Annotated in this window: 21 protein-coding genes; 12 read left to right on the top strand and 9 right to left on the bottom strand. The window is 72.8% G+C overall.

All coding sequences use genetic code 11. The features are described from left to right. Nucleotides 1-101 precede the first annotated feature (101 nt). From AB0C27_RS03800 to AB0C27_RS03750, 11 genes are all read left to right on the top strand, one after another. Nucleotides 102-2552, top strand: a complete 2451-nt coding sequence (locus AB0C27_RS03800; RefSeq protein ID WP_357837318.1) for an FAD-dependent oxidoreductase — start codon at nt 102-104, stop codon at nt 2550-2552. After that, the gene (locus AB0C27_RS03795) at nt 2549-3751 is read left to right on the top strand and encodes a sarcosine oxidase subunit beta family protein (RefSeq protein ID WP_357837316.1); all 1203 of its coding nucleotides are present in this window, start codon (nt 2549-2551) and stop codon (nt 3749-3751) included. Before AB0C27_RS03800 ends, AB0C27_RS03795 begins: the two co-directional genes overlap by 4 nt. Then, entirely contained in the window at nt 3751-3993 is a 243-nt protein-coding gene (locus AB0C27_RS03790; protein ID WP_357837313.1) for a sarcosine oxidase subunit delta, read from the top strand. The genes AB0C27_RS03795 and AB0C27_RS03790 overlap by 1 nt, the downstream gene beginning before the upstream one ends. Continuing rightward, nucleotides 3990-7328, top strand: a complete 3339-nt coding sequence (locus AB0C27_RS03785; RefSeq protein WP_357837310.1) for a 2Fe-2S iron-sulfur cluster-binding protein — start codon at nt 3990-3992, stop codon at nt 7326-7328. Before AB0C27_RS03790 ends, AB0C27_RS03785 begins: the two co-directional genes overlap by 4 nt. A 61-nt stretch (nt 7329-7389) precedes the next feature. After that, on the top strand, nt 7390-8067 hold the full coding sequence (locus AB0C27_RS03780; protein ID WP_357837307.1) for an HNH endonuclease family protein: 678 nt from the start codon (nt 7390-7392) through the stop codon (nt 8065-8067). A 33-nt stretch (nt 8068-8100) separates the two neighbouring features. Next, on the top strand, nt 8101-8898 hold the full coding sequence (locus tag AB0C27_RS03775; RefSeq protein ID WP_357837304.1) for an endonuclease/exonuclease/phosphatase family protein: 798 nt from the start codon (nt 8101-8103) through the stop codon (nt 8896-8898). A gap of 115 nt (nt 8899-9013) precedes the next feature. After that, nucleotides 9014-10456 carry a hypothetical protein gene (locus tag AB0C27_RS03770; RefSeq protein ID WP_357837301.1) on the top strand — a complete coding sequence of 481 codons (1443 nt, stop codon included), beginning with the start codon at nt 9014-9016 and terminating at the stop codon, nt 10454-10456. Between the two features lie 9 nt (nt 10457-10465). Continuing rightward, the gene (locus AB0C27_RS03765) at nt 10466-11479 is read left to right on the top strand and encodes a serine/threonine-protein kinase (protein ID WP_357837298.1); all 1014 of its coding nucleotides are present in this window, start codon (nt 10466-10468) and stop codon (nt 11477-11479) included. After that, nucleotides 11476-12054 carry a hypothetical protein gene (locus AB0C27_RS03760; RefSeq protein WP_357837295.1) on the top strand — a complete coding sequence of 193 codons (579 nt, stop codon included), beginning with the start codon at nt 11476-11478 and terminating at the stop codon, nt 12052-12054. The genes AB0C27_RS03765 and AB0C27_RS03760 overlap by 4 nt, the downstream gene beginning before the upstream one ends. Beyond that, nucleotides 12047-14509: an Hsp70 family protein gene (locus tag AB0C27_RS03755; RefSeq protein WP_357837292.1), complete on the top strand. Its 2463-nt coding sequence runs from the start codon at nt 12047-12049 to the stop codon at nt 14507-14509. The genes AB0C27_RS03760 and AB0C27_RS03755 overlap by 8 nt, the downstream gene beginning before the upstream one ends. Next, entirely contained in the window at nt 14506-15585 is a 1080-nt protein-coding gene (locus tag AB0C27_RS03750; RefSeq protein ID WP_357837290.1) for a hypothetical protein, read from the top strand. The genes AB0C27_RS03755 and AB0C27_RS03750 overlap by 4 nt, the downstream gene beginning before the upstream one ends. A 133-nt stretch (nt 15586-15718) precedes the next feature. Here the strand turns inward: AB0C27_RS03750 and AB0C27_RS03745 are convergent, their stop codons facing one another. From AB0C27_RS03745 to AB0C27_RS03735, 3 genes are all read right to left on the bottom strand, one after another. Next, entirely contained in the window at nt 15719-16057 is a 339-nt protein-coding gene (locus AB0C27_RS03745; RefSeq protein WP_357837287.1) for a PepSY domain-containing protein, read from the bottom strand. A gap of 66 nt (nt 16058-16123) precedes the next feature. Continuing rightward, entirely contained in the window at nt 16124-17362 is a 1239-nt protein-coding gene (locus AB0C27_RS03740) for a HAMP domain-containing sensor histidine kinase (RefSeq protein ID WP_357837284.1), read from the bottom strand. Next, a complete protein-coding gene (locus AB0C27_RS03735; protein WP_106235382.1) occupies nt 17359-18036 on the bottom strand; it encodes a response regulator transcription factor in 678 nt (225 codons plus the stop codon). Before AB0C27_RS03735 ends, AB0C27_RS03740 begins: the two co-directional genes overlap by 4 nt. Before the next feature lie 92 nt (nt 18037-18128). On the opposite strand from AB0C27_RS03735, the gene AB0C27_RS03730 reads away from it, so the two are divergent. Continuing rightward, the gene (locus tag AB0C27_RS03730; protein ID WP_357837281.1) at nt 18129-18587 is read left to right on the top strand and encodes a hypothetical protein; all 459 of its coding nucleotides are present in this window, start codon (nt 18129-18131) and stop codon (nt 18585-18587) included. Nucleotides 18588-18642: 55 nt separating this feature from the next. On the opposite strand, the gene AB0C27_RS03725 is transcribed toward AB0C27_RS03730, so the two are convergent. From AB0C27_RS03725 to AB0C27_RS03700, 6 genes are read right to left on the bottom strand one after another with little or no spacing between them, the layout of a single operon-like run. Beyond that, nucleotides 18643-20559, bottom strand: coding sequence for a hypothetical protein (locus tag AB0C27_RS03725; protein WP_357837278.1), 1917 nt, complete (start codon nt 20557-20559; stop codon nt 18643-18645). Between the two features lie 60 nt (nt 20560-20619). After that, a complete protein-coding gene (locus AB0C27_RS03720) occupies nt 20620-20832 on the bottom strand; it encodes a DUF2277 domain-containing protein (protein ID WP_346108727.1) in 213 nt (70 codons plus the stop codon). Between the two features lie 3 nt (nt 20833-20835). Continuing rightward, nucleotides 20836-21576: an IclR family transcriptional regulator gene (locus AB0C27_RS03715; RefSeq protein ID WP_357837275.1), complete on the bottom strand. Its 741-nt coding sequence runs from the start codon at nt 21574-21576 to the stop codon at nt 20836-20838. Between the two features lie 14 nt (nt 21577-21590). Continuing rightward, a complete protein-coding gene (locus tag AB0C27_RS03710; protein ID WP_357837273.1) occupies nt 21591-22337 on the bottom strand; it encodes an IclR family transcriptional regulator in 747 nt (248 codons plus the stop codon). Next, complete coding sequence (locus tag AB0C27_RS03705) at nt 22334-23542, bottom strand: heterodisulfide reductase-related iron-sulfur binding cluster (RefSeq protein WP_357837270.1); 1209 nt, start codon at nt 23540-23542, stop codon at nt 22334-22336. The genes AB0C27_RS03710 and AB0C27_RS03705 overlap by 4 nt, the downstream gene beginning before the upstream one ends. A 31-nt stretch (nt 23543-23573) precedes the next feature. Further along, a complete protein-coding gene (locus AB0C27_RS03700; RefSeq protein WP_357837267.1) occupies nt 23574-24752 on the bottom strand; it encodes an FAD-binding oxidoreductase in 1179 nt (392 codons plus the stop codon). Nucleotides 24753-24754: the final 2 nt, after the last annotated feature.

The following is a 24754-nucleotide window of genomic DNA, read 5'->3' as shown; positions in this document are numbered from 1 at the left end:
GCCCCCGGCGGTGAAGGGGCCCTTGTTCGCGGGGACGCGGGGATCTATGTTCGTTGCGTAGTCCGGGACATGTTGCGCATTAAGGAACAACCGGAGGCGTCATGAGTCGGCCCCGTCTGGTGATCGTGGGGGCGGGCATCGTCGGCTGCGCCCTCGCCGACGAGCTCACCGAGCGGGGGTGGACCGACGTCACCGTGCTCGAACAGGGGCCGCTCTTCGCCGCCGGCGGCTCCAGCTCCCACGCCCCCGGCCTGGTCTTCCAGACCAACCCGTCGAAGACCATGACCGAATTCGCCGCCTACACCGTGCGCAAGTACACCGGCCTCGGCGAGCACTGCTTCCGCCAGGTCGGCGGCCTGGAGGTGGCCACCACCCCCGAACGCTGGCACGACCTGCACCGCAAGCACGGCTGGGCCGAGTCGTGGGGCGTCGAGGCGCGCCTGCTCGACACGGCCGCCTGCCTGGAGCTGTGGCCCTCGCTCGACCCCGGCAAGGTGCTCGGCGGGTTCCACGTGCCGGGCGACGGGCTGGCGGCGGCGGTCGCGTGCGGGCAGACGCAGGCCGAACGGGCCACGGAACGCGGGGCCAGATTCCTGCCGGGGCACACCGTGGTCGGCGTCGAGCAGCGCGGCGGCCGGGTCACCGGGGTCACGGTGACGAGCGCCGGCGAGTACCGCACGGTCCCGGCCGACGTGGTGGTGTGCGCGGCGGGCTTCTGGGGTCCCTCGATCGGGAGGATGGCCGGGCTGAACGTGCCGCTGCTGCCCCTGGCCCACCAGTACGCCAAGTCGGGCCCGCTGAAGCTGGGCGAGGAGGGCCCGATCCTGCGCCACCAGGACCGCGACCTCTACTTCCGCCGGCACGGCGACCGCATCGGCATCGGCTCCTACGCCCACCGCCCCATGCCGGTCGCCCAGGACGAGATCGGCCCCAGATCCACCACGATGCCGTCGGTGCAGGCGTTCACCGAGGAGGACTTCGACCCCGCCTGGCGCGACGCGGTCGAGCTGCTGCCCGTGCTGGCCGAGTCCAAGTACGAGGACGGCATCAACGGCATCTTCTCCTTCACCCCCGACGGCTTCCCGCTGATCGGCGAGGCGCCGCACCTCGACGGGTTCTGGCTGGCCGAGGCCGTCTGGGTGACGCACTCGGCCGGGGTGGCGAGGGCGCTGGCCGAGGTGCTGGTGGACGGGCACTCCCGGATCGACCTGCACGAATGCGAGCTCAACCGGTTCGAGCAGGCCCAGCTCTCGCCCGCGTTCGTCGAGGAGCGCGGCAGGCAGAACTTCGTCGAGGTCTACGACATCATCCATCCGCTGCAGCCGATGGAGTCGCCCAGGCCGCTGCGCACCAGCCCGTTCCATCCGCGGCAGCAGGAGCTGGGCGGGTTCTTCCTGGAGGGGGCGGGGTGGGAGCGGCCGCACTGGTTCGAGGCGAACGTGCCGCTGCTGGAGGACCTCGTCCGCCGGCGCAGGGACGAGCACGCCGACGTGCCGGAGGAGTCGCGCGGTGCGGCCGTCGAGCCGCTGCTCGGGGCGGCGCTGCGGGACGAATGGGCCACCCGCTACTGGTCGCCGGTCGCCGCGGCCGAGTCGTACGCGACCAGGGAGAGCGTGGCGCTCTATGACATGACCCCGCTCAAGCGGCTGGAGGTGAGCGGGCCTGGCGCGGCGGCGTTCCTGCAGCGGATGACCACCAACAACGTGGACAAGAAGCCCGGATCGGTCACCTACACGCTGCTGCTGGACGTCAAGGGCGGCATCCGGTCCGATCTCACCGTGGCCCGGCTGGACGAGGACACGTTCCAGGTCGGCGCGAACGGCAACCTCGACCTCGACTGGCTGGCCGGGCACGCGCCGGGCGGCGTACGGGTGCGCGACCTGACGCCCGGCACCTGCTGCGTCGGCGTGTGGGGGCCGCGGGCCAGGGAGCTGGTGCAGGGGCTGACCGACATGGACCTGTCGCACCAGAACTTCCGCTACTTCGGCTGCAAGTCCGGATATGTCGGGCAGGTGCCGGTGCTCGCGCTGCGCGTCTCGTACGTGGGCGAGCTGGGCTGGGAGCTCTACACCACGGCCGACATGGGGCTCAAGCTCTGGGACACGCTCTGGGCGCCGGGGCTGGCCGTGGCCGCCGGCCGGGCCGCGTTCAACAGCCTGCGGCTGGAGAAGGGGTACCGGCTCTGGGGCGTCGACATGACGACCGAGCACAGCCCGTACGAGGCGGGGCTGGCCTTCGCCGTCAAGGACGACAAGGACTTCGTCGGCCGCGACGCCCTGACCAAGGACGTCACCCGCAAGCTGGTGCCGCTGCTGAGCACCGAGGTCGTCATGGGCAAGGAGCCGGTCAGGCACGGCGGGCGCACGGTCGGCTACGTCACCAGCGCCGCCTACGGACACACCATCCAGCGCCCCATCGCCTACGCCTGGCTGCCGGTCGAGCTGGCCGAGCCCGGGACGTATGTCGACATTTCCTACTTCGGCCGCCGCGTGCCCGCGGTGGTCGCCGCCGAGCCGCTGTACGACCCCGGGATGGAGAAGATCAGGCGTTGACCCACCCCGACTTCCTCTGGCGCGACCCCGACCCGAAGCCCGCCTACGACGTGGTGATCGTGGGCGGCGGCGGGCACGGCCTGGCCACCGCCTACTACCTGGCCAAAAATCACGGCATCACGAACGCCGCCGTCCTGGAGCGCGGCTGGCTGGCCGGCGGGAACATGGCCCGCAACACCACGATCATCCGCTCCAACTACCTGTGGGACGAGAGCGCCGCGATCTACGAGCACTCGCTGAAGCTGTGGGAGGGGTTGAGCGCGGAGCTGGACTACGACCTGCAGTTCAGCCAGCGAGGGGTGCTCAACCTGGCCCACAGCCTCGGCGACGTGCGTGAGGGCAGGCGCAGGGTGAACGCCAACCGGCTGAACGGCGTGGACGCCGAGTGGCTGGACGCCGACGAGGTCAAGAAGTTCTGCCCGATCATCAACGTCTCCGGCAGCGTGCGCTACCCGGTCATGGGCGCGACCCTGCAGCGGCGCGGGGGCATCGCCAAGCACGACCACGTGGCCTGGGCGCTGGCCCGCAAGGCGGACGCGTACGGGATCGACCTGATCCAGGGGTGCGAGGTCACCGGGTTCGAGCTCAGCGGCGGCCGGGTGACCGGCGTGCGGACCTCGCGCGGCCTCATCGCCGCGGGCAAGGTCGCGCTCGCGGCGGCCGGGCACACCTCGGTGCTCGCCGCGCTGGCCGGCCTCCGGCTGCCGCTGCAGTCGCACCCGCTCCAGGCGCTGGTGTCGGAGCTGCTGGAGCCGGTGCTCGACTGCGTGGTCATGTCGAACGCGGTGCACGTCTACGTCAGCCAGGCGCACAAGGGGGAGCTGGTCATGGGGGCGGGCATCGACGCGTACAACTCCTACGGGCAGCGCGGCGGCGTGCACGTGATCGAGGCGCAGATGGCGGCGGCGCTGGAGCTCTTCCCGCTCTTCAGCCGGGTACGCGTGCTGCGCACCTGGGCCGGCATCGTGGACGTCTCCCCGGACGCCTCGCCGATCATCGGCCCCACCCCCGTCGAGGGCCTGTACGTCAACGCCGGCTGGGGCACCGGCGGCTTCAAGGCCACTCCCGGCGCCGGCTGGGTGTACGCCCACACGATCGCCGAGGAGCGGCCCCATCCGCTTGCCGAGCCGTTCGGGCTGGACCGGTTCACGACGGGGGCGCTCATCGACGAGCACGGCGCGGCGGCGGTGGCGCACTGATGCTGCTCATCGACTGCCCCCACTGCGGGCCCCGCGACGAGAACGAGTACCACTACGGCGGCCAGGCCGGGATCCCCTACCCCCTCGGGGAGACCACCGACGCGGAGTGGGCCGCCTTCGTCTTCCTGCGCGACAACCCCAAGGGCTGGTTCCGCGAGCGCTGGTTCCACGTGCACGGCTGCCGGACCTGGTTCGACGTCGAACGGCACACTGCCACTCATGAGGTGAGGAAGGCGAGATGAGGTTCACCTTCGACGGCCGTCCCCTGGAGGGCGAGCCGGGTGACACGCTGGCCGCCGCCCTCCTTCGTAACCGGGTGCGGATCGTGGGCCGCAGCGTGGAGCTGGGCCGGCCGCGCGGCGTCTTCACGGCCGGTCCCGAGGAGCCGAACGCGCTGGTCCGGGTGGGCGCCGATCCGATGCTGGCGGCCACGACCGTGGAGCTGTACGACGGGCTGGAGGCGTGGAGCCTGCGCGGCAAGGGGCGGGTGGACCTCAATGCTACGGACGAGCGTCGCTGCGACAAGGGGTACCTGCACTGCGACGTGCTCGTGATCGGCGGCGGGCCCGCCGGGCTGGCCGCCGCCACGGCGGCGGGGCAGGCCGGCGCGCGCGTGATCCTCATGGACGACCAGCCCCGGCTGGGCGGCGACCTGCTGAACTCCAGGACACTCCTGGACGGCCGACCCGCGACGGACTGGGTGGACTCGCTCGACCTGACCGGCCGGGTGCTCACCAGGACGACCGCTGTCGGCTACTACGACCACAATTACGTGGTGGCCGTGGAGCGGCGGGCGCGCGGCGAGCGGCTGTGGCACGTCAGGGCGCGGTGGGTGGTGCTGGCGACGGGCGCGCACGAGCGCTCGCTCGCCTTCCCCGGCAACGACCGGCCCGGCGTCATGCTGGCCTCGGCGGCCCGCGCCTACGCCAACCGGTACGGGGTGGCGCCCTGGCGGCGGGCGGTGGTGTTCGCGTGCACGGACTCCGGCCACGAGGCGGCGCGGGACCTTGCGGCGGCCGGGGTGGAGATCGCGGAGATCGTCGACCCCCGGGTGGACGGGCAGGTGGTCACCGGCACGACGGGCGACGCGGAGGGCGTGCTGAACGGCGTCCAGGTGGGCGCGCGGCACGTCGAGGCCGATCTGCTGGCGGTGGCGGGCGGCTGGAACCCCGCCGTGCACCTGTTCAGCCAGTCGCAGGGCCGGGTCAGGTTCGACGAGGACCTCCAGGCTTTCGTCCCGGGGACGTCGGCGCAGGCGGAGCGGTCGGTGGGGGCGTGCGCGGGCCGGTACGGCACCCGCGAGGCCATCGCGGACGGCTACGCCGCAGGCACCGAGGCCGCCGAGGCCGCCCAGGTTACGCCGCGGTCCCGCACAGGCGCGGCGGGCTTCGGCGCGGCGGGCACGGGTGCGACGGGCTCCGACCCGATGGACCGTGAGGTGGCGGATCCCGGCGCGGCGCAGCCTCGCGTGGCAGGCGCGGACGGGTTGCGGGTGCCCGAGTGTGATGAGCGGCCGCTCGGCCGGCCGGCCGTGTTGTGGGCGGTCGAGGGGAGCTCGGACGAGCCCGCCTTCGCGGACCTGCATCGGGACGTCACCGTCGCCGACCTCGCCAGGGCGACCGGCGCCGGGATGCGTTCGGTGGAGCACGTCAAGCGCTACACCACCGCGGGCACCGGCGCCGACCAGGGCAAGACCTCGGGCGCGGTCGTCGTCGGCGTCATGTCCGCCCTTCTCGGCGCGGCCCCCGGCCAGGTCGGCACCACGACCTTCCGGCCGCCGTACACGCCGGTGTCCTTCGCCACCCTGGCCGGACGCGACCGGGGTGAGCTGTCCGACCCGGTCAGGACGACCGCGATGCACGACGCGCACGTCGCCATGGGCGCGGTGTTCGAGGACGTCGGCCAGTGGAAGCGCCCGTGGTACTTCCCGAAGGACGGCGAGCCGATGGAGGCCGCCGTGCGGCGCGAGTGTCACGCCGCCCGCACCGCCGTGGCCGCCATGGACGCCTCCACCCTGGGCAAGATCGACATCAGGGGTGCGGACGCGGGCGCGTTCCTCGACCTGATCTACACGAACCTGTACTCCACCCTCGCCGTCGGCGCCTGCCGTTATGGGCTGATGTGCGGGGCCGACGGGATGGTGTTCGACGACGGCACCACGACGCGGCTGGCCGAGGACCACTACCTCATGACCACGACCACGGGCAACGCCGCCGCCGTGCTCGACTGGCTGGAGGAGTGGCACCAGACCGAATGGCCGGGCATGGACGTGTCGTTCACGTCGGTCACCGACCACTGGGCGACCGTGGCCGTGGCCGGCCCGCACGCCAGGCGGGTCGTCGCGGCGGTCGCGCCGGGCGCGGTGGAGCTGGCGTTCATGCGGTACGCGGCCACGGACGTGCTCGGCGTGCCGGGGCGGGTGTTCCGGATCAGTTTCTCGGGCGAGCTGGCGTACGAGGTGAACGTGCCCTGGGCGTACGGGAGGGCGCTGTGGGAGGCGGTGCTGGAGGCCGGCGCGGTGCCGTACGGGACCGAGACCATGCACGTGCTGCGGGCGGAGAAGGGGTTCCCGATCGTCGGGCAGGAGACCGACGGCACCGTCACCCCGCAGGACCTCGGCATGTCGTGGATCGTCTCGCGGCGCAAGCCGGAGTTCGTCGGCAGGCGGTCGCACGCCCGTCCCGACACCTCGCGTGACGATCGCAAGCGCCTGATCGGCCTGCTGCCCGACGATCCGGGGGCCCGGCTGGAGGAGGGCGCACAGCTCGTCGCGGCCGGGCGGCCCGTGAAGGGCCCAGCGGGGGGCCCAGTGGAGAGCAGGGCGGAGGGCCCGGCTGAGGGCAGGGTGCCCATGCTCGGCCACGTGACCTCCGCCTATCACAGCGCGGTGCTGGGCCGGACGTTCGGGCTGGCGCTGGCCAGGGGCGTCGAGCCGGGGGACCGGCTCACCGCCGTGTCCGGGGGTGTGACGCAGCCGGTGACCGTCGTGGCGCCCGTCTTCTACGACCCGGACAACGCCCGCCGCGACGGCGAGCCGCTGCCCGAAGGACATCCGCACGCCGGTCCGCTGCGGGAGCCGCTGCCTGACGACGCCGAGCCACCGGCCGGCGGGCGATCTGGTGGGCCGCCGCACGGGCGTCCGCCGGGGGAGGCGAGGGCTGAGAGCCCGGCCGCCTCGTTCGCCGCCCGGTTCGAGGCCGCGAGCGGGCCCGAGCTGAGGCTGCGGGAGGTGGCGTTCGAGCCGATGTGGGAGGTGCGCGGGCAAGATCCGGGCGTGGGGTTGCGGCTGGGACCGTCCTGGTGGCTCGTGTCCGGAAATATCGTGCCTCGTGAGGGCTGGGTGGACGTCTCGGGGCAGCGGACGATCCTGGAGCTGACCGGCCCCAGGGCGGAGGACGTCCTGATCACCGGCTGTCCCCTCGACCTGGACACGCTCCCCGGCCACGCCCAGACCCTGCTCGGCAAGACCTCGGTCGTCCTGGAGCGGCGCGGCCCCGGCGACTACCGCGTCTTCGTCAGGTCGTCCTTCACCCGATATCTCGCGGAGTGGCTACTGGACGCCATTAGCGCGTTATAACCCTTTAAACGGGCATTACCTAGACTTTAGGGATTCATTGGGTGAAGTCTGGGGAGCGGGCGTGCGAGTTCGGGCGTTCATGGCCGGTCTGGCCACAGTGGCGATGCTGGCCGGTTGCGGTGGGCTGGAAGCGCAGGTCTCGGGAGACGGTGGTGGGAAGAGCTCGAAAACCGACTCGGCCGCCATCGCCGACGCCCGCACGAAGCTGGCCAAGCTGGACGTCAAGGGCCGCGCGCCCAAGACGGGCTTCGACCGCGACGAGTTCGGCCCGGCCTGGTCCGACGTCGACCACAACGGCTGCGACACCCGCAACGACATCCTCAAGCGCGACCTGACGGACGAGACGTTCAAAGCGGGTACCCACGACTGCATCGTGCTCACCGGCACGCTCGACGACCCGTACAGCGGCAAGACGATCAGGTTCAAGCGCGGCCAGACCACCAGCACGGCCGTGCAGATCGACCACGTGATCCCGCTGTCGGACGCCTGGCAGAAGGGCGCGCAGCAGTGGACGGACGCCAAGCGCAAGGAGTTCGCCAACGACCCGATCAACCTCATGGCCGTGGACGGCCCGCTGAACGGGCAGAAGAGCGACTCCGACGCCGCCACCTGGCTGCCACCGCGCAAGGCCTACCGGTGCACGTACATCGCCAAGCAGATCGACGTCAAGGCGAAGTACGAACTGTGGGTGACCTCGGCGGAGAAGGACGCCATGAAGGGCATCCTGGACGGCTGCTGACTTCACGGGAAAGGCTACGTAAGATCACGAAATATGCGAGTGACTCAGCGTAGCCACCTGACCGTCGCGTTAGTCCTCATCGCCACCGCCGTCCCCGCTGCCCAGACCGCCCAGAGCGCTCACGCAAGGGCCGTCAACGTCGTCGTCCTCGACTGGAACATCCACGGCGAGAGCGCCGACATGAAGGCCATCGCCAAGGTGGTCAAGGACAGCGGGGCGAACGTCGTCACGCTCCAGGAGATCCACCGCCGGCCCGGTGCCGACCAGGTCCGCGAACTGGCCGACGAGCTCGGCTGGGACATCACGGCCAACGCCCACTTCGGCATGGGCGACGACGTCGGGCCCTGTGACGATCCGCAACCGGGCAAGGCGGGCAACGCCATCCTGTCGTCGTACCGGGTCGTCGAACGGGTGACGCTGCCGATCTCGAACTTCGCCACCTGCCCCGTCAACCGCTCCATGGCCGGCGTCAAGCTCGACCTCGGCGGCGGCGCGCAGGTCCGGGTGTTCACCACGCACCTGTCGCCCGGCCTGTCGGCGACCTCGGTCAGCCGCCGCGAGGCCCAGGCCGCCAAGGTGCTCGGCTACTTCGGCACCAGGACCGGGGTGATCCTCACCGGCGACTTCAACGCGCCGCCCACCGACGCGCTGTCGAAACGGTTCGTGAGCGCGGGCTGGACGGACACCGGCGCCAGGTACGCGAACAAGCCCACCCACGGCGACGCCCGCATCGACTACGTCTACACCCGCGGGATCACGACGACCAGCGGGTCCGTGCTGTCATCCACCCTGTCCGACCACCGCCCCCTCGTCATGAGAATGGTCCGCTGACTCTGCCCGGCTGACCCCGCCCGACTGACTCTGCCCGACTGATCTGCCCGGCTGATCCTGCCCTGTCTGTGACGCCGTTGTGAATCGGCGCCCATCTGGTTTTCATCCGCCTGTCATGGAGCCTGACGCGGCCCTGCGCCAGGCTCGGGACAGGCGGTCCTTCGATCTGGATGGGCAGGTCATGTTCGGGGCAGGCGAGGCGGACTGGGCAGCACAAGGAGCCGGCGACGCGACGGTGGCGGCGCTGCGGGACGTGGCCGGGGCGGACCTCTACCGGCGCAACGCGTTCCGGATCACCGGGGTCTCCACGTACGCGAACCGCCGCGCCGTACGGGAGCGCAGGCAGCGGGTCACCACCGCGCTCCAGGTGGGCGCCGACCTCGACCTCGGCCACACGCTGCCCGTCGGGCCGGAAGAGGTGCGCGCCGCCTTCGACCGCCTGCTCGACGACCCCCGCCGGCGCCTGGTCGACGAGCTGTTCTGGCTCTGGGACACGGGCGACGCCACCTGCGCCTGCCTCAGCTCCCTGCACGCCGACCACGACGAGGCCGTACGCGCCCACTGCGCCGCGCTCGACCGGGAGGCCGACGGCCCGGAAGTGGCCGATCCCGAGCTGAAGGGGCTGTGGGAGTCGGCCGCGCGGTCGTGGCAGGCCGTCCTGCGCCGGGCCGCGTTCTGGGACCACGTCCGCCACCGGATCACCGCGCTGGACGACCGGCAGCTCGGCGAGTCCGCCGTGGACGAGCTGCGCAAGGAGTTCGCGACCGCGCTGCTGCGGCCGATCACCGACCTGGCGGCCAGGAACCAGCGGGACCAGGCGCGCCTGGCGAACCTGGCCCGCCGCTGGCCGGCGCCGTCGATCGCGATCGACGACCAGTTGGAGACGGTGGCCGCACCGTGCTACGAAGCGGTGAACACGGCCCTGACGGCGGCGAACGACCGGCTGCAGGAGGGCGAGACCGCGCTGGCGGCCGCCATGGTCTACACGGACGTGCTGCCCGAGCTGCGGAGACTGGACACCCTGGTGCCCCACGACCGGCACCGCCGCACCGCCGGCGTGCGCAACGACACCGCCATCCTGCTCAACAACTGCGCGATGACGCTGATGGACAGCGCCGGTCCCGTGGGGGAGTCCTCGGCGCTCAACTGGCTCGCCACGGGATTGGAGCTGGCCTCCGACGAGCACATGAGGCAGGCCATCGAGACGAACGAGGACCAGGTGACCGAGTTCGTGCAGACCTTCGAACAGATCACGAACCAGGCCCGGTCCCTGATGGCCGCCTACGGCCCCGCCGTGGCCGACGGGTTCCTGGGTGACCTCCGGCGGCAGGCGGCGGGGACGCCGGGCGTGGCGCTGATCGACAAGCTGCGCCGCGACCTCGGCACCGACCGCGGCGGCATCAGGCCCGTGCCGATGCCCAGGCGGAGCCGCACCGCGTTCAGGCTCGCCTTCTGGGCGGTCCTGGTGGCCGGCGCGATCTTCATGCTGAACGAGTGCTCGTCCGATTCCTCCGGCACCGCGGCCCCCGTGCCTCCCGCCGTGTCCCAGGTCTGGTGAGGCGGGACGATGGCGCTCCTCAACAGCGGTGACCGGGTCACCGCCACCCTCGTGATCGACCGGCTGCTCGGCGAAGGCGCGTTCGCCGAGGTGCACCGCGTCCGGCACGAGCACCTGGGGCTGCAGGCGATGAAGCTGTTCAAGCGGGTCGCCTCGCTGGAGGAGACGCACGAGATGCTGGACGAGGCCCGGCTGCTGTCAACGCTCGGGCACCCGAACATCGTGCGGTTCTTCGACGCCGGCACCGTGCGCACGCCGCAGGGGCTGCGCGGCTACTTCACGATGGAGTACGTCCCCGGCGGCAGTCTGGAGAGCCTCTACACCGCCTACCCGCGCGGGATCCCCATGGACCTCGCGGTGCGCGTGACGGAGCAGCTCGCCGGCGGGCTCGCGCTCGCCCACGAGCAGGACCCGCCCGTCGTGCACCGCGACCTCACCCCGGCCAACGTGCTGATCGGCTACGAGGGCAGCGCCGTGCGGATCCGGGTCAGCGACTTCGGCCTGGCCAAGCGGGCCGACCCGGTCACCCGCCTGGCCAGCGGGCGGGGCACGCTCGCGTTCATGGCCCCCGAGGTACTGGGTTATCGGGGCCACTCGTGCGCGAGCGACGTGTGGTCGGTGGGGACGATCGCGTACCTGCTGCTCACCGGCCGTCTGCCGTACGGGGAGGACCTCGGCCTGTCCAGGTTCGACCGGATGCTGCTGCCGCCGAGCCGGTACAACGACGACGTGGACCGCCGCCTGGACGAGATCATCGTGGCCACGCTCGCGCTCGACCCCCGCGACCGTCCCGCCACGGCCGGAGAGCTGAGCGCGGCCCTGAGCGAGCGGCGCGCGGCCGTGGAGGGCCCGCCGGACGAGCGCGCCCGCCGGATCGCCGCCGAGGCGCTGCGCCTTTACCGCGTTCCAGGACAACTGGGGCGCGCCACCGAACTCATGGAGGAAGCCGTCGAACTGTGGCCGCCCCTGCGCGAACTTCACCTGTCCCGGCTCGTGCTCTGGCGCCGGGGGGTGATCATGTGAGCTCCCGGCGTGAGCCGCGTCGTACGTTCCGCGAACGGCTGGTTCAGCTCCGCCCGCGTTGCGCGTCCGGCGAGAGTGCGGGCCGGTCGTGGCTCCGTCGTGCGGTTCGGGAAGAGCTCGGGCAACTGCGGCACCATCGGGCTTTCCGCATCCCGCCGCCCGTCTGGGACGACCCCGTCATGGAGCAGTTCGCCGCGCTGCTCGACGCCCCAGAACCGCCGGAACCGCTGGACGAGAAGTCGCTGGCCACCGCGGCCACCCACCTGTGGCGGGCCGAGCGCAGGCTGTCCGCGCCGGGCGCGGACGCCGCCGGCCGGCAGGCCGCCCGCCACCTGCGTACGACCCGCGCCGCGCTGGCCGAGGCCGGGCTCGTCCTCCAGGACCACGACGGCGAGGCGTTCCACTCCGGCCGCTCCATCGAGGTCCTGCTGTTCCAGGACGACCCGTCGCTCAGCGCGGAGACGGTCCTGGAGACCGTGCGGCCCTCGATCTACCTGCGGGAGCGGCACATCCAGCTGGGCCAGGTGATCGTCGGCCGCCCCACCAGAGACGACCTGAGGAACGGAAATGCGTGACACCATCGACTTCGGCATCGACCTCGGCACCACCAACAGCGCCATCGCGGTGGCGGACGACGACACGGTCACCGTGATCAAGAACAACGAGCGCTGGGACACCACGCCCTCGGCTGTCTGGATGCCGAAGCCGGACCTCGTCCACGTCGGCCGGCGGGCACGGGAGCGGGTGGAGAGCGACCCGGAGAACGCGGCGGCGGAGTTCAAGCTGGAGATGGGGCTGGCCGACGCGCGTACGAGCTTCGCCAGAGCCGGGGTGCGGCTGTCGCCGCCGCAGCTGTCGGCCGAGGTGCTCAAGTCGCTGCGCGCCGACGCGGCCCACTACACCGGCACGCCGCCGGACGCCGCCGTGATCACCGTGCCGGCCGCGTTCACGCTGAACCAGAACAAGGCCACCACCGACGCCGCCCTGCTGGCCGGGTTCACCACGGCCTGCCCGCTGGTGCAGGAGCCGACCGCGGCGGCGTTCGCGTACGGGTTCGACGACGCCGACGAGCGGGCGTACTGGATGGTGTTCGACTTCGGCGGCGGCACCTTCGACGCGGCGGTGGTCAGCAAGCGCGACGGGGACCTGCGGGTGCTCGACCACTCGGGGGACCCGTACCTGGGCGGCAAGCTGATCGACTGGGCGCTGGTGGAGCGCATCCTGGCCCCGGCCGCCGCCCGCGAGCTCGGGCTGGAGGGGTTTCGCCGGGACAACCCCAGATGGCGCTACAACTTCGCCAAGCTGAAGGGCGCCGCCGAAGAGGCGAAGATCCTGCTGTCCAGGATGGAGCAGGCGGACGTTGTCGTCGACCTGACGGGCGCGGACGGCGGCACCGAGACCTTCGAGTACGTGCTGCGCCGCGGCGAGCTCGACACGACCGCCGAGCCGTTCTACGAGCGGGCGATCAACCTGTGCCGCAGGGCGCTCAAGGAGGCCGCGCTGGGCCCGGCCGACATCGACCGGTTGCTCCTGGTCGGCGGCGTCACCCTGTCGCCAGGGCTGAGGGAGCGGCTCGCCGATCCGCATCACGGCCTGGGCATCGAGCTCGACGTGAGCCTCGACCCCACGACCGTGGTCGCCCGCGGCGCGGCCGTCTTCGCCGCCACCCTGCGTCGGCCCAGGACACAGACCAGGGTCGAGGGCGAGTTCGCGGTCGATCTGGCGTACGAGCCCATCGTCACCACGACCAGGCCCACCGTCGCCGGCCGGGTGAGCGGGCCGGCCACCGGCTGGAGCGGCTACTCGGTCACGCTGAGCAACCCCGAGGGGCGCCCGCCGTTCACCACCGGCAGGATCCCGCTCAGCGACACCGGTCACTTCGTCGCGGAAGTGGACATCGACCAGGGCAGGACCTCGCGCTTCCGCGTCGAGCTGATCGACGACCGGGGCGCGCCCAGGCCGCTGACGCCGGATTCGCTGTCGATCAAGCACGGTGAGGTCGAGTTCGGTGGGGTGCGGCTGGCGCACTCGCTCGGCATCCAGCTCGCCGACCGGGCCTTCGCGCCGATGTTGCGCAAGGGCGTCACGCTGCCGACCTCCGTACGCGAGGTGTTCCACACCGCCGCCGCCCTGCGCCGCTCCGACACTGACGCGGTCATCCGCATCCCCGTGCTGCAGGGCGAGCGCAGCAGGGGCGAGCGCAACCGCGTGGTCGGCCAGCTGGAGATCAGGCCCAAGGACGTCACGATCGACCTGCCGCCGGGGACGGAGGTGGAGGTCACCTTCGAGGTGGACGCCTCCAGCCTGGTCACGGTGGTGGCGGACGTGCCGCTGGTGCAGACCCAGTTCGAGGGCGAGATCAATCTGAACGACGTGCGCACGCCGGACGCGGAGGTGCTGGAGACGCTGCTCGACGAGACCGAGCGGCGCCTGGACACGCTGCGCGCGTCGAGCGGAGGCTCCGCCGACGTCGCCGGCCGGCTGGCCAGGATCGAGGCGGAGGGCACGATCACGACCGCCCGCGAGCAGGTGCGCGCGGCCAGGGTGGACGTCGGCGCGGCGGCCACGGCGGAGGAGCGGCTGCGCGAGCTGCAGGCGGAGCTGGACGACGTCGAGGATGCCGCGCTGCTGCCCGCGCTGGCCGAGGAGCTGGAGGGGCTGCTAGACGAGGCGGACCGGCTCGTGGACGCGCTCGGCGACGCCGCGGACCGCGCGGAGCTGGCCGGGCTGCGCGGGCGCTCGCGCGAGGCGATCAGGGCGCGGGACATCACGGCCGTACGCGCCCAGATCGACCGCGCCGGGCGGCTGCTGGTGGAGCTGGAACGGCGTAGCCCGGACTGGCCGTTCACCCTGTTCCAGGGGCTCCGGGACATGCTGGAGCCGACGGGGCGGGCCCAGGCGCTGATCAAGGAGGGCGAACGGGCCATCGCCGCGGGCGACCGGCAGGGGCTCGACGGGGTGAACCAGCGGATGATCCGCATGCTGCCGAAGGGCGAGCAGGACAAGATCATCGGTCTGGTCAGGCGATGAGCGACGCCCTGCGCACCCGCCTGACCCTCGACCGCGCCCGCACCGCCGCCCGCAGCGGCGACCTGGACACCGCCCTCGCCCTCCTGGACAGCCTGGAACCGCCGGCCACGGACGCCACGGACGCCACGGACGCCACGGACGCCACGGACGCCACGGACGCCACGGACGCTGTCACGGGCACCGAGGCGGGTGCCGGGACAGGTCCTGTGGCGGTGCTGGATCTGCGGGCTCGGGTGCATGCTCAGTGTGGGGAGCTGGACGAGGCGGATCGGTGCTGGGCCGCCGTGCAGGAACGGTCGCCCGGCGACACGGCGGCGGCCGAGGGGCGGCGCACGATCGCGCGGATCACCGCGGGCCGGCGCCGGACGCGGCCGCTGGTCCAGCCGGGCCGGCTCGCGTCGGCCGCCGCGGCCGTGACGGCCGTGGTGCTGGCGGGGAGCGCTGTGGTGGCGCTGGGCGGGGCCGGGCGGGGCGCGGGGGCCCCCGCCACCCCGGCGCGGGCCGACGCCCTGACCGGCCGTGTGGCCGCGCTGGAGGCCGAGCGCGCGGCGGTGGCGGCCGAGCGTACGGCGGTGGCGAAGGAACGCGCGGTGGTGGAGAGGGAGCGGGCGGAGGCGGAGAAGGAGCGGGAGGCCGCCGAGGGGCGCCGTACTGCGGCCGAGGCCCGTCTGGACGCGCGGCTCGCCGCCATCGCCGGGCGGCTGTCCATGCCGGGCCTCACCGTACGGCGCCGCTCCCGTGACGTGCACGTACGCTTCGACACGGGCCTGTTCCCGCAGGGCGCGGACGTCAGCCCGCGAGGCAGGGCCGTGCTGCGCGGGCTTGGCCGCAGGATGGCGGGCATGGACGTGCGGATCACGGTGGTGGGCCACGCGGTGCCGGTGCCCGGCGGACGGACGCGCGGCGGCTCGGTGGTGGCCCTGGGACGCGCCCTGGTGGCGGCGCGCCACCTGGCGGAGGGCGGTGGCCTGCCGCGCACGTCGTTCACGCTCGTCAGCGCCGACCAGTCGGACAACCCGCACCGCCAGGCCCCGAGAAACCGCACGGTCACCCTGCGGATCACCCCCAAGGGGTGACCCGGCCCGGACACGGAAACGCCGCCCCACGATGAGGCGGCCCAGGCACGAGAGCGCCGGCCCACGACGTGGCGGGCCGGGCATGAGGACGCCGGCCCGCCTGAGGCGGGCCGGCGTGGCGGGGGACGGGGGATCAGTCGTCGTCGCCGTCGTTGTCGTCGTCCCGGTCGTTCTTGTCGATCTGGTTCTTGACGACCTTGCCCGAGGACGCGTCCACGTCCACCTCGTGACGCTGCGAGCCCTTGGTCAGCTCCAGCTCCCACACGTCCGCCCGGCTGCCCCGGGCGTCGAAGTCGAGCTCGCTGACCCACGCGCCCGGCACGGTCTTGTGGGCGATGTCGATGGCCTGCTCGGCCGTGACCTTGGGGGCGGCGGTCGTGGCGGACGTGGTGGCCGCGTAGGCGGCGCCACCGCCACCGATCAGCGCGACGATCCCGGCACCTGCGACGATGAACTTCTTCGTGATCTGCATGACTCCACGAAACCGCGAGCCCCGGTAACCGCGCGCTAAACGGCGGTTAAGGCGAGGAGAAGGCGTTCAGGGGCGGGAGAGCAGCACTTCGACGCGGGCCCCGCCGTCCGGGGACCGGGATACGGTCAGGTCGCCGCCGGACGACTCCGCGGTGCGCCGGGCGATGTCCAGGCCGAGCCCGGTCGAGCCGCCCCCGCTGTTCCCCCGTTCGAGCAGCGCGGGCTCGAAGCCGGGGCCCGCGTCCGCCACGGTCAGCAGGGCCCCTGTGGGGCGCGGCTGGAGCCGTACCGCCATCGAGACGCCTTCTGGGGTGTGCGCGAAGACGTTGCCGAGCAGCGCGTCCACCACCGCGGCCAGTTCCTCGGCGCCCACCGCGACCGGCAGCGGGCCGTCGGGCAGGGCGACCGTCACCTCGCGCCCCTGGTCCTCGGCCAGCACCGACCAGAACCGCACCCGTTCGCGCACCACCGCCGCCGCGTCGCACGACTCGCGGCCCGCCGAGCGGCGCCGCGCCTCCGTGATGACCGAGCTCACCGCCCGCTCCAGCGCGTCCACCCTGGCCTGGACGCGCGCCGCCTCCTCCGGGTCGCGCAGCGACTCCGCGTCCAGCCGCAGGCCCGTCAGCGGGGTGCGCAGCCGGTGCGACAGGTCGGCGACGGACTCCCGCTCCGCCACCAGCAGCTCGTCGATGCGCGCGGCCAGATGGTTGAGCGCCAGCGCCACGGAACGCACCTCCGGCGGCCCGCCCGGCTCGGCCCTGGCGCTCAGATCGCCGCCCGCCAGCCGGTGCGAGACCCGCGCCAGGCCGTCCACCGGCCGCGTCACGGCCAGCGCCAGCCGGTCGGCCAGGACGATGCCCAGCACCACCAGCCCGAGCCCGAGCAGCAGCAGCGCCAGCCACGCCTCGCGCACGCCGCGCATCAGCTCCGCGTCCGCCACGAACACCCTGATCACGGCCGTCCCCTCGGGCGACTGCGCCGAGACCAGCACCTCCCTGCCGCCGGGGGCCTCGGCGGTGACGCTGCGGCCCGTCGCGGCCAGGCGTACCGCGTCGGAGCGCGCCGCCTTGGCCCCCAGCAGGCCCCCGCCGGGCAGGAACACCGTGACGGGCCGCGACACCTGCTCCACCGCCACGGCCAGCTCGTCCGTGCCCACCGCGACCGCCACGGACTCGGCCGCGGTCGTGGCCCGGCTCATGGCGCCGTTCTCGGCCACGGCGCGGATCAGCAGCGCCATCGGCACCAGCAGCGCGATCAGCACCAGGGACGTCGTCGCCGCCACGAGCAGCGCCAGCCAGCGCCTCACGACGGCTCGACCAGCTTGACGCCGACGCCGCGCACCGTGTGCAGGTAGCGCGGCTCGGCGGCCGTCTCGCCCAGCTTCCTGCGCAGCCACGACAGGTGCACGTCCACCGTCTTGTCCGCCCCGCCGTAGGGGAGCTGCCACACCTCGGTCAGCAGCTCGCGTTTGGTGACCACCTCGCCGGGGCGGGCCGCGAGATAGTGCAGCACGTCGAACTCGCGCGGCGTCAGGTCCAGCGCCGCGCCGTCGAGGGTGGCGGTACGCGCGCGCGGATCGACCCGCAGCGTCCCCACCGCCAGCGGCTCCGGCGCCGACTCGCCCGAGCGCCGCAGCACGGCCCGTACGCGGGCGTCGAGCTGCGCCGCGCTGTACGGCTTGACCACGTAGTCGTCGGCCCCCGCGTCCAGCACGGGCACCATCTCGGCGTCCCCGTCGCGGGCGGTGGCCACGATGACCGGCACCTTGCTGACCGCCCGCAACATCCGCAGCAGCTCCACCCCGTCCAGGTCGGGCAGCCCCAGGTCGAGCACGATCAGGTCGGGGCGGTCCTGTACGGCCAGCCGTAGCCCGTCCAGCGCCGTGGGGGAGGAGGAGACGGCATGGCCGAGCTCCCGCAGCCCGCGGCTGAGCGCCGTGCGGATCGCCGCATCGTCCTCGATGAGCAGAATGTCAGCCATAGCAAGAACGTAGACGCTTTTCCGCCCTGCATAGAGCAGCCTTAGCGCCGCCTTAACCTGGCGTTAGCCGTACATGGGGGAAGGTGAGGGCGATGAAGAGACTCGTCGTGGCCTGGGCCGCCACCGCGCTCGCCGCCACCGGCGCCGCCGTGGCGGTCATCGGCCTGCTCGGCAACGGCATCACCGGCACCGACGGCCACGTGCTCGACGCGGGGGAGGTCCGCTCGGCCCTGGCCACCGCCGCCACCCGCACCCCGACCGCCACCGCAGCCCCTACCGCCGCCCCCACCAGCACGGGCGCGCCGAGCGTGACGCCGTCGCGGACGTCCCGCGAAAAGCTGATCCGCAGCGCCGGCGGGACGGTGATCGCCTCCTGTGACGGCGATCTGGTCACGCTGCGCTCGTGGAGCCCGGCGCAGGACTACTCGGTGGACGGCGTGGACGCGGGGCCGGCCCGCGAGGCGAAGGTGGAGTTCGAGCCGGACGAGGGCGAGGACGTCGAGCTGACCATCGTCTGCTCGGGCGGCTCGCCCGTCGTCCGCTCTCCGTGACGGGGATGTCAGGAGACCTCGGCGTCGCGCGGCCGGACGCCAGAAGCTCGCGGCCTCAGGAGACCTCGGCCGCGAGTGCCGTCTTCGTCAGTTCGGCCTGGCGCCGGATCTGACCCATGACGATGTCGTTCACCCCTTTGGCGGCGAACGTGGCCACCATCCGGTCCATCACCGCGTTCGCCCGTACGAGGTCGCCCTGCCGCGCCTCCGCCCTGGCCAGCCGGCGCATGACCAGGTTGAGGGTGATGTTGTCGATGCCGGCGTCGCGGGCCACGGCGCTCAGGTGCTCGACGCCCTGCTTGGGGTCCGGTGGCCGTACCCGCAGCCGGTTGTCCGGTGTCAGCTCCTTGAACTCCCGCTCCGCGTTCAGCCCCTTGACCAGCCGGGCGTAGACGGCCAGCGGGTGCTCGCCGTGCCGGCCGATGACCTCGTCCAGCGCCTGATTGCCCGCGCTCAGCCGGGGCGAGTCCGAGCCGAGCAGCGAGAACAGCATGCCCTGCTCCTCGCCCAGCATCAGCTCGGCCACCTGATGGTCGTCACGGGAGACGGGGAAGCGCACCCTGACCGGGCAGACGGGGGAGACGATGCGGGAGCCGTCGGCGGCGATGTACTGGGCGCGTACCTGGTACTCGCCGGGCTGCTGGAAGTAGTGGCCGTCGCGGCCGTGCCCGATGTACGCGCTGCGATAGAGCGCCGGATTGCCCTCGTCCAGGCGGATCCGCGGTGAGGTGTCCACGCAGTGCCGCATCATCGGCCGGTAGAGCAGCGTCCTGCCGCCCGGCTGCGTGATCGACACCTGGGTGAACTCCGTGTCCGGATGCAGATGGCCGTGGGTGTCCCGCGGCTCTCCAGCGTAGGAGAGCTTGAACTCCACCACGACGGGCTCGCCGAGCTCGAACGACTCCTTGGCGCGCACCTCAAGGCGCAGACCCGAGTGGTCCTCGACCGGCGGCTCGAAGGGGGCGATCTCGGCGGCGCCCCTGCCGAAGGCGTCCGCGCCCATGGCCACGTTCCGGTGGAAGCCGTGCCGCAGGTGGACCAGCTCGGCGTCGGTGAACTGGAACGGGAAGGCGGCCCAGTAGCCCTCCTCGCCACCCTGGGAGTAGTTATGCACGTAGTTCATCCACGACAGGTCGCCGAAGCCGCCGTCGGGGCCGAGCGGCTGGGGCGGGTTGGCCAGGTTCTTCTGCCAGGAGTGCAGCAGGTTGAAGGCGTGGCCGAGCTCGTGCACGTACGTGCGTAACTGCGCCCTCTGCGCCTGCGGCGTCGTCCCCATGATCGCGTCGTGGAAGACCGCGGCGCCCTGCCGCTGGTGCGCGTCGTTGTAGTCGAACATGATCCCCCGGTAGCCGCCCACATGCTTGCTCGCCACCAGCAGCCACACCCGCCAGGCCGGCTGGTCGGCGAAGGCGCTGAAGTGGCGGGTCATCGCGTGGTGCAGCTCGGCGTCGTCCCAGGCCAGGTCCGCGCCCGAGCCGGTCACCGGGATCACCTCCGGCTCGTTCAGCCGCAGCTCGACGCCCGCCTCCGCGTACGCCGCCGCCACGGTCAGCTCCCGGTCCGGCGACCCTGCGGGCCCTGGCAGCGAGCCGGTCCGGTACGCCGTGAACGGCTCGGCGCCCATCACGGAGTCCACTTCGAGCACCACGCTGCGGAAGAACGGCGAGGCGAACGACACCTCATAGGCACGCCCCGCGACGGAGGCCGTCCCGCCCCCACCGCCGATCATCACGCTCACGTCCCCGGCCGGGGTGCCGCCGCTGAACGCGGCCCGTCCCTCGATCAGCGTCCGCCCGCCCTCGGCCCGCACCGCCGGGGCGTCCACCACGAACGAGCCGGCGTACGAGGTGGTCGCGCCCGCGACCGTGAACAGGTCGCCGCTCACCCGCCCCGTGGGCCTGGCCCCGTCCACGTCGACGCGGAGCGCCAGCCGCGAATCGCCGTCCTGTCCCTGGTACAGCCCGCTGATCATGGGAGCTCCTGGGGATCGCTGGGGTTATACCCGGGAGACTTCTCCCGCGGAATGACCCTGTCAACGACTCCCGCGAACTTCGAGCGCCCCGAGCAGTTCCTCCGAGGCCCTGGTGATCGTCTCGACCGCCCGGTCGAAGGCCTCCGCGTTGTGCGCGGCGGGCGCGCGGAAGCCGGAGATCTTCCTGACGAACTGCAGCGCGGCGGCCCGTACGTCCTCCTCGGTCACGTCCTCGGTGTACGGCGGCCGGAGGGTTTTGATGCTTCTACACATGCCCTAACCGTAATGGCCGATGCGCTGGCTTATCTCCCTCGCGGCCTCGGCGAGCAGCGCGCCCACGTCCGGCAGCCGGTCCCTGGTCAGCCGGTAGGAGGGCCCCGAGGCGCTGACCGCGGCCACCACGGAGCCGTCGGAGCCCCTGATCGGCGCCGCCACCGCGTTCAGCCCCACCTCCAGCTCCTCCACCGTGGTCGCCCAGCCCTGCTCCCTGATCTGCTCCAGCCCCAGCTCGTCGGGGGAGGTGACGGTGTGGGCCGTGTAGCGCTCCAGCTCGGCCGGCAGCCGCAGCGCGCCGAAGGCCAGCAGCACCTTGCCGCTGGAGGTGGCGTGGGAGGGGGTGCGCTGGCCGACCCAGTTGTGGCCGCTGATGGCGGCGGGACCGCGTACCTGGCTGATGTTGACCGTGTCGCCGGCCCGCGCGACCGCGATGTTGACGGTCTCGCCGACCGCCTCGGCCAGCCGCAGGCACACCGGTCTGCTCTCGCGTGACAGGTCGAGCTGGGCGGTGGCGGCGCCGGCCAGCCGGACGACGCCGAAGCCGAGCCGGTAGCGCCCGCGGTCGCCGCTCTGCTCCACGAGCCCGCCGTGCTCCAGGGCCGCCAGCAGCCGGGAGGCGGTGGATTTGTGCACGTCCAGCTCTTGTGCGACGTCCGTGACCCGGGTGGCGCCGTCGCGGGCCAGGATCTCCAGGATCGCGATGGCACGGTCGACCGACTGAACCGACGTGCTGTTGCCCATGACGCAACGATAGTTCAGTTACCGACAGGACTGAGCTCGTTACCGAAGTCGAGGGCGATCTTCCGCAGCCCTTCTGCCAGCTCGTCGCGGTCGAGGGCGTCGATCCGCCCGGCCGGTCCCGAGACCGACATCGCGGCCACGACGCGCTCCCCGTCCAGCACGGGGACGGCCAGGCAGTGCACGTCGAGTTCCTCCTCGCCCAGGTCCATGGCGTAGCCGCGGGCCTTGACCGCGCCCAGCTCGGCCAGCATGACGGGCAGGTCGGTGATCGTGTTGGGGGTGCGGCGCGGCATGCCGGTGCGTTCGAACACGGCCATCGCCTCGGCGGCGGGCCTCCCGGCGAGCAGCACCTTGCCGACCGCCGTGCTGTGCGGCAGCACCCGCCGCCCGACCTCGGCGAACATGCGCAGCCTGCGCGGCGAGGGCACCTGCGCCACGTAGACGATGAAGTCCCCTTCGAGCACGGCCAGGTTCGCCGTCTCGCCGGACAGCTCCACCATTTTGGCCAGGTACGGCTGCGCCCACACGCCGACCATGCTCTCCGCGATGCCGCCCAGCCGCACCAGCCCGCCGCCCAGCGCGTAACGCCGGTCGGATTCCTGACGCACGTAGCCGCGGGCGAGCAGCGTGCGCAGCAGCCGGTGGATGGTCCCGTACGGCAGCCCGGTCCTGGCGGCGATCTCCGACAGCGCCGCCTCACCCCCGTGCTCGGCCAGGGCCTCCAGCACATCGAGCGCCCGCTCGACCGACTGGACGCTCACAGGCCCACCCCGCGCAGCGAGGCGTCCAGCACCTCGGCCGTGTGCGCCACCCTGATCTCGCCGCCCGCGCGGCGCATCGCCGCCGCGATCTGCATCGTGCAGCCGGGGTTGGCCGAGACCAGCAGCTGCGCGCCGGTCGTCCCGACCGCCTTGGCCTTCCTGTCGCCGAGGTCGCGGGCGGCCTGCGGCTGCAGCAGGTTGTACGTTCCCGCGGAGCCGCAGCAGATGGCCGACTCGGGGATCTCACGCAGCTCCAGCTCGGGGATCGCGCCCAGCAGCTCGCGTGGCTGCGACCGCACGCCCTGGGCGTGGGCCAGGTGACAGGCGTCGTGGTAGGCGACCGTGACCGGCAGCGGATGCCGCTTGGCCACGGGACCCAGCTCGGCCAGATACTCCGACAGGTCCATCACCCTGAACCCCGGCTCACGCCCGAGCAGCTCGGCGTACTCCTTCATCGACGAGCCGCAGCCGGCCGCGTTCACCACGACGGTGTCGACGCCGGCCCGCTCGAACACCCGTACCGTCCTGCTCGCCAGCCGCTTGGCCTGGCTGTCGAGCCCTGAGTGCACGCTGAGCGCCCCGCAGCAGCCCTGGCCGCGCGGGATGACCACGTCGCAGCCCTCCAGCGCCAGCACCCGCGCCGTGGCCGCGTTGACCTGCGGGAAGAACTCACCCTGCACGCACCCGGTCAGCATCCCGACCACGGCCCTGCGCTCGCCCCTGGCCCGCACCACGCGCGGCATGCGCTGCCGGTGCTCCACGCGCGGCGCGAGCGCGGCCATGGCGCCCAGGCTGGGGTGCACCCGAGCCAGGAACGGCGCCATCCGATCCGCCAGCCACATCCCCGGGCGCAGCAGCCGCAGCCGGCGCGGGTAGGGGAACAGGCTGAACACCAGGCCGCGCACGGCCCGCTCGCGCGGCTCGCGTACGTGCTCGCGCTCGACCACGACCCTGGTCTGCTCGATCAGCCGGTCGTAACGCACGCCCGAGGGACAGGCCGTCACGCACGCCATGCAGCCGAGGCAGGCGTCGAAGTGCCCGGCCATCTCCGGCGTCATGGGCGTGCCCTCGACGTGCTGCTTCATCAGATGGATCCGGCCGCGCGGCGAGTCCATCTCCTCGCCCCACAGCGCGTACGTGGGGCACGTCGGCAGGCAGAACCCGCAGTGCACGCAGTCGTTGATCAGCTCGGGATCCAAGCTCATGGCCGCACTCCCTTCCCCCCTCGCCGTCGCATCAGATGCCTCCCACGAACCGTCCGGGAGACATCCTGCGCCCGGGATCGAAGCGTTCCTTGACCCGCCGCATCAGCGGCAGCCCGCTCACATGCCCCCACCGGTCCACGCCCGCGTACGGCGCGGCGAGCACGTTCGCCCGCCCGCCGGCCGCCTCCACCTTCTCGCGCAGCCCCGACACCGTCGCGGCCAGCTCGTCCTCGTTCAGCTCGCGTCCGGGCTCCAGCAGCACGCGCCCGGCCACGGGAGAGCCGCGCAGCGACAGCCCGCACCCGGCCGCCGCGTCCAGCACGGCCGCCGCGCCCGAAGCCGGGAACCGCACCTCCACCAGCACCTCGTCACCGAAGACCTGCCCCCACCACGAGGGCGGATCGCCGGTCACCGACCCTGTGCCGATCAGCTCGCGCAGCGCCTCCGCCCTCGTCTGCGCCGCCGTGCCCTCGACCAGCGCGGCCAGCGTGATCGGCCCCGTGGGATCGGGCCGGTCCACCTCCACCGCGCTGGGCTCGGCCTGCGAGGCGGCCAGCGCCGCGGCGACCGCCGGGACCCGGGCGCGGCTCAGCTCGGCGACGACCCAGCGGCGCTCGGGCGGTGTCGGGTGCAGGCGGAACGTGGCCTCGGCGATGACGCCGAGGGTGCCGTACGAGCCGGTGAAGAGCTTGCCCAGGTCGTAGCCCGCGACGTTCTTGACCACCTTGCCGCCGGATCTGGCGACGGTGCCGTCGGGGAGCACGACCGTGATGCCGATGAGCAGGTCGCGGGCGGTGCCGTAGCGGAACGCGCGCGGCCCGGGCAGCGGGGCGGCCAGGGTGCCGCCGACCGTCGCGTCCTCGCCGAACGGCACGTCCAGGGCCAGCTCCTGCCCCTCGCCGGCGAGGGCCGCGTACAGGGCCGCCATCGTCACCCCGGCCTGGGCGCGCACGACCAGGTCGCCGGCGGCGTGCTCCAGCACCTCGTTCATGCAGCACAGGTCGAGCAGGACGTCGCAGCGCTCGGGCGGCGGAGCCCAGTGCAGCTTCGTGCCGCCGCCGGCGGGCACCACCGCGAGGTCGCGCTCGGCGCAGGCGCGCATGACGGCGGCGATCTCCTCGACGGTCTCGGGCAGCGCGACCCAGCGCGGCCGCACGCCGCACACGGCGTCGTCGTCGCCGGCCTGCCTGGTCGTCACCTCGCCGAACACAT

The organism is Nonomuraea sp. NPDC048882 (assembly GCF_040649755.1).
GTDB lineage: Bacteria > Actinomycetota > Actinomycetes > Streptosporangiales > Streptosporangiaceae > Nonomuraea > Nonomuraea maheshkhaliensis.
Note: the sequence above shows the minus strand (reverse complement) of the source record. Positions and strands in the feature narration are given on the sequence as shown.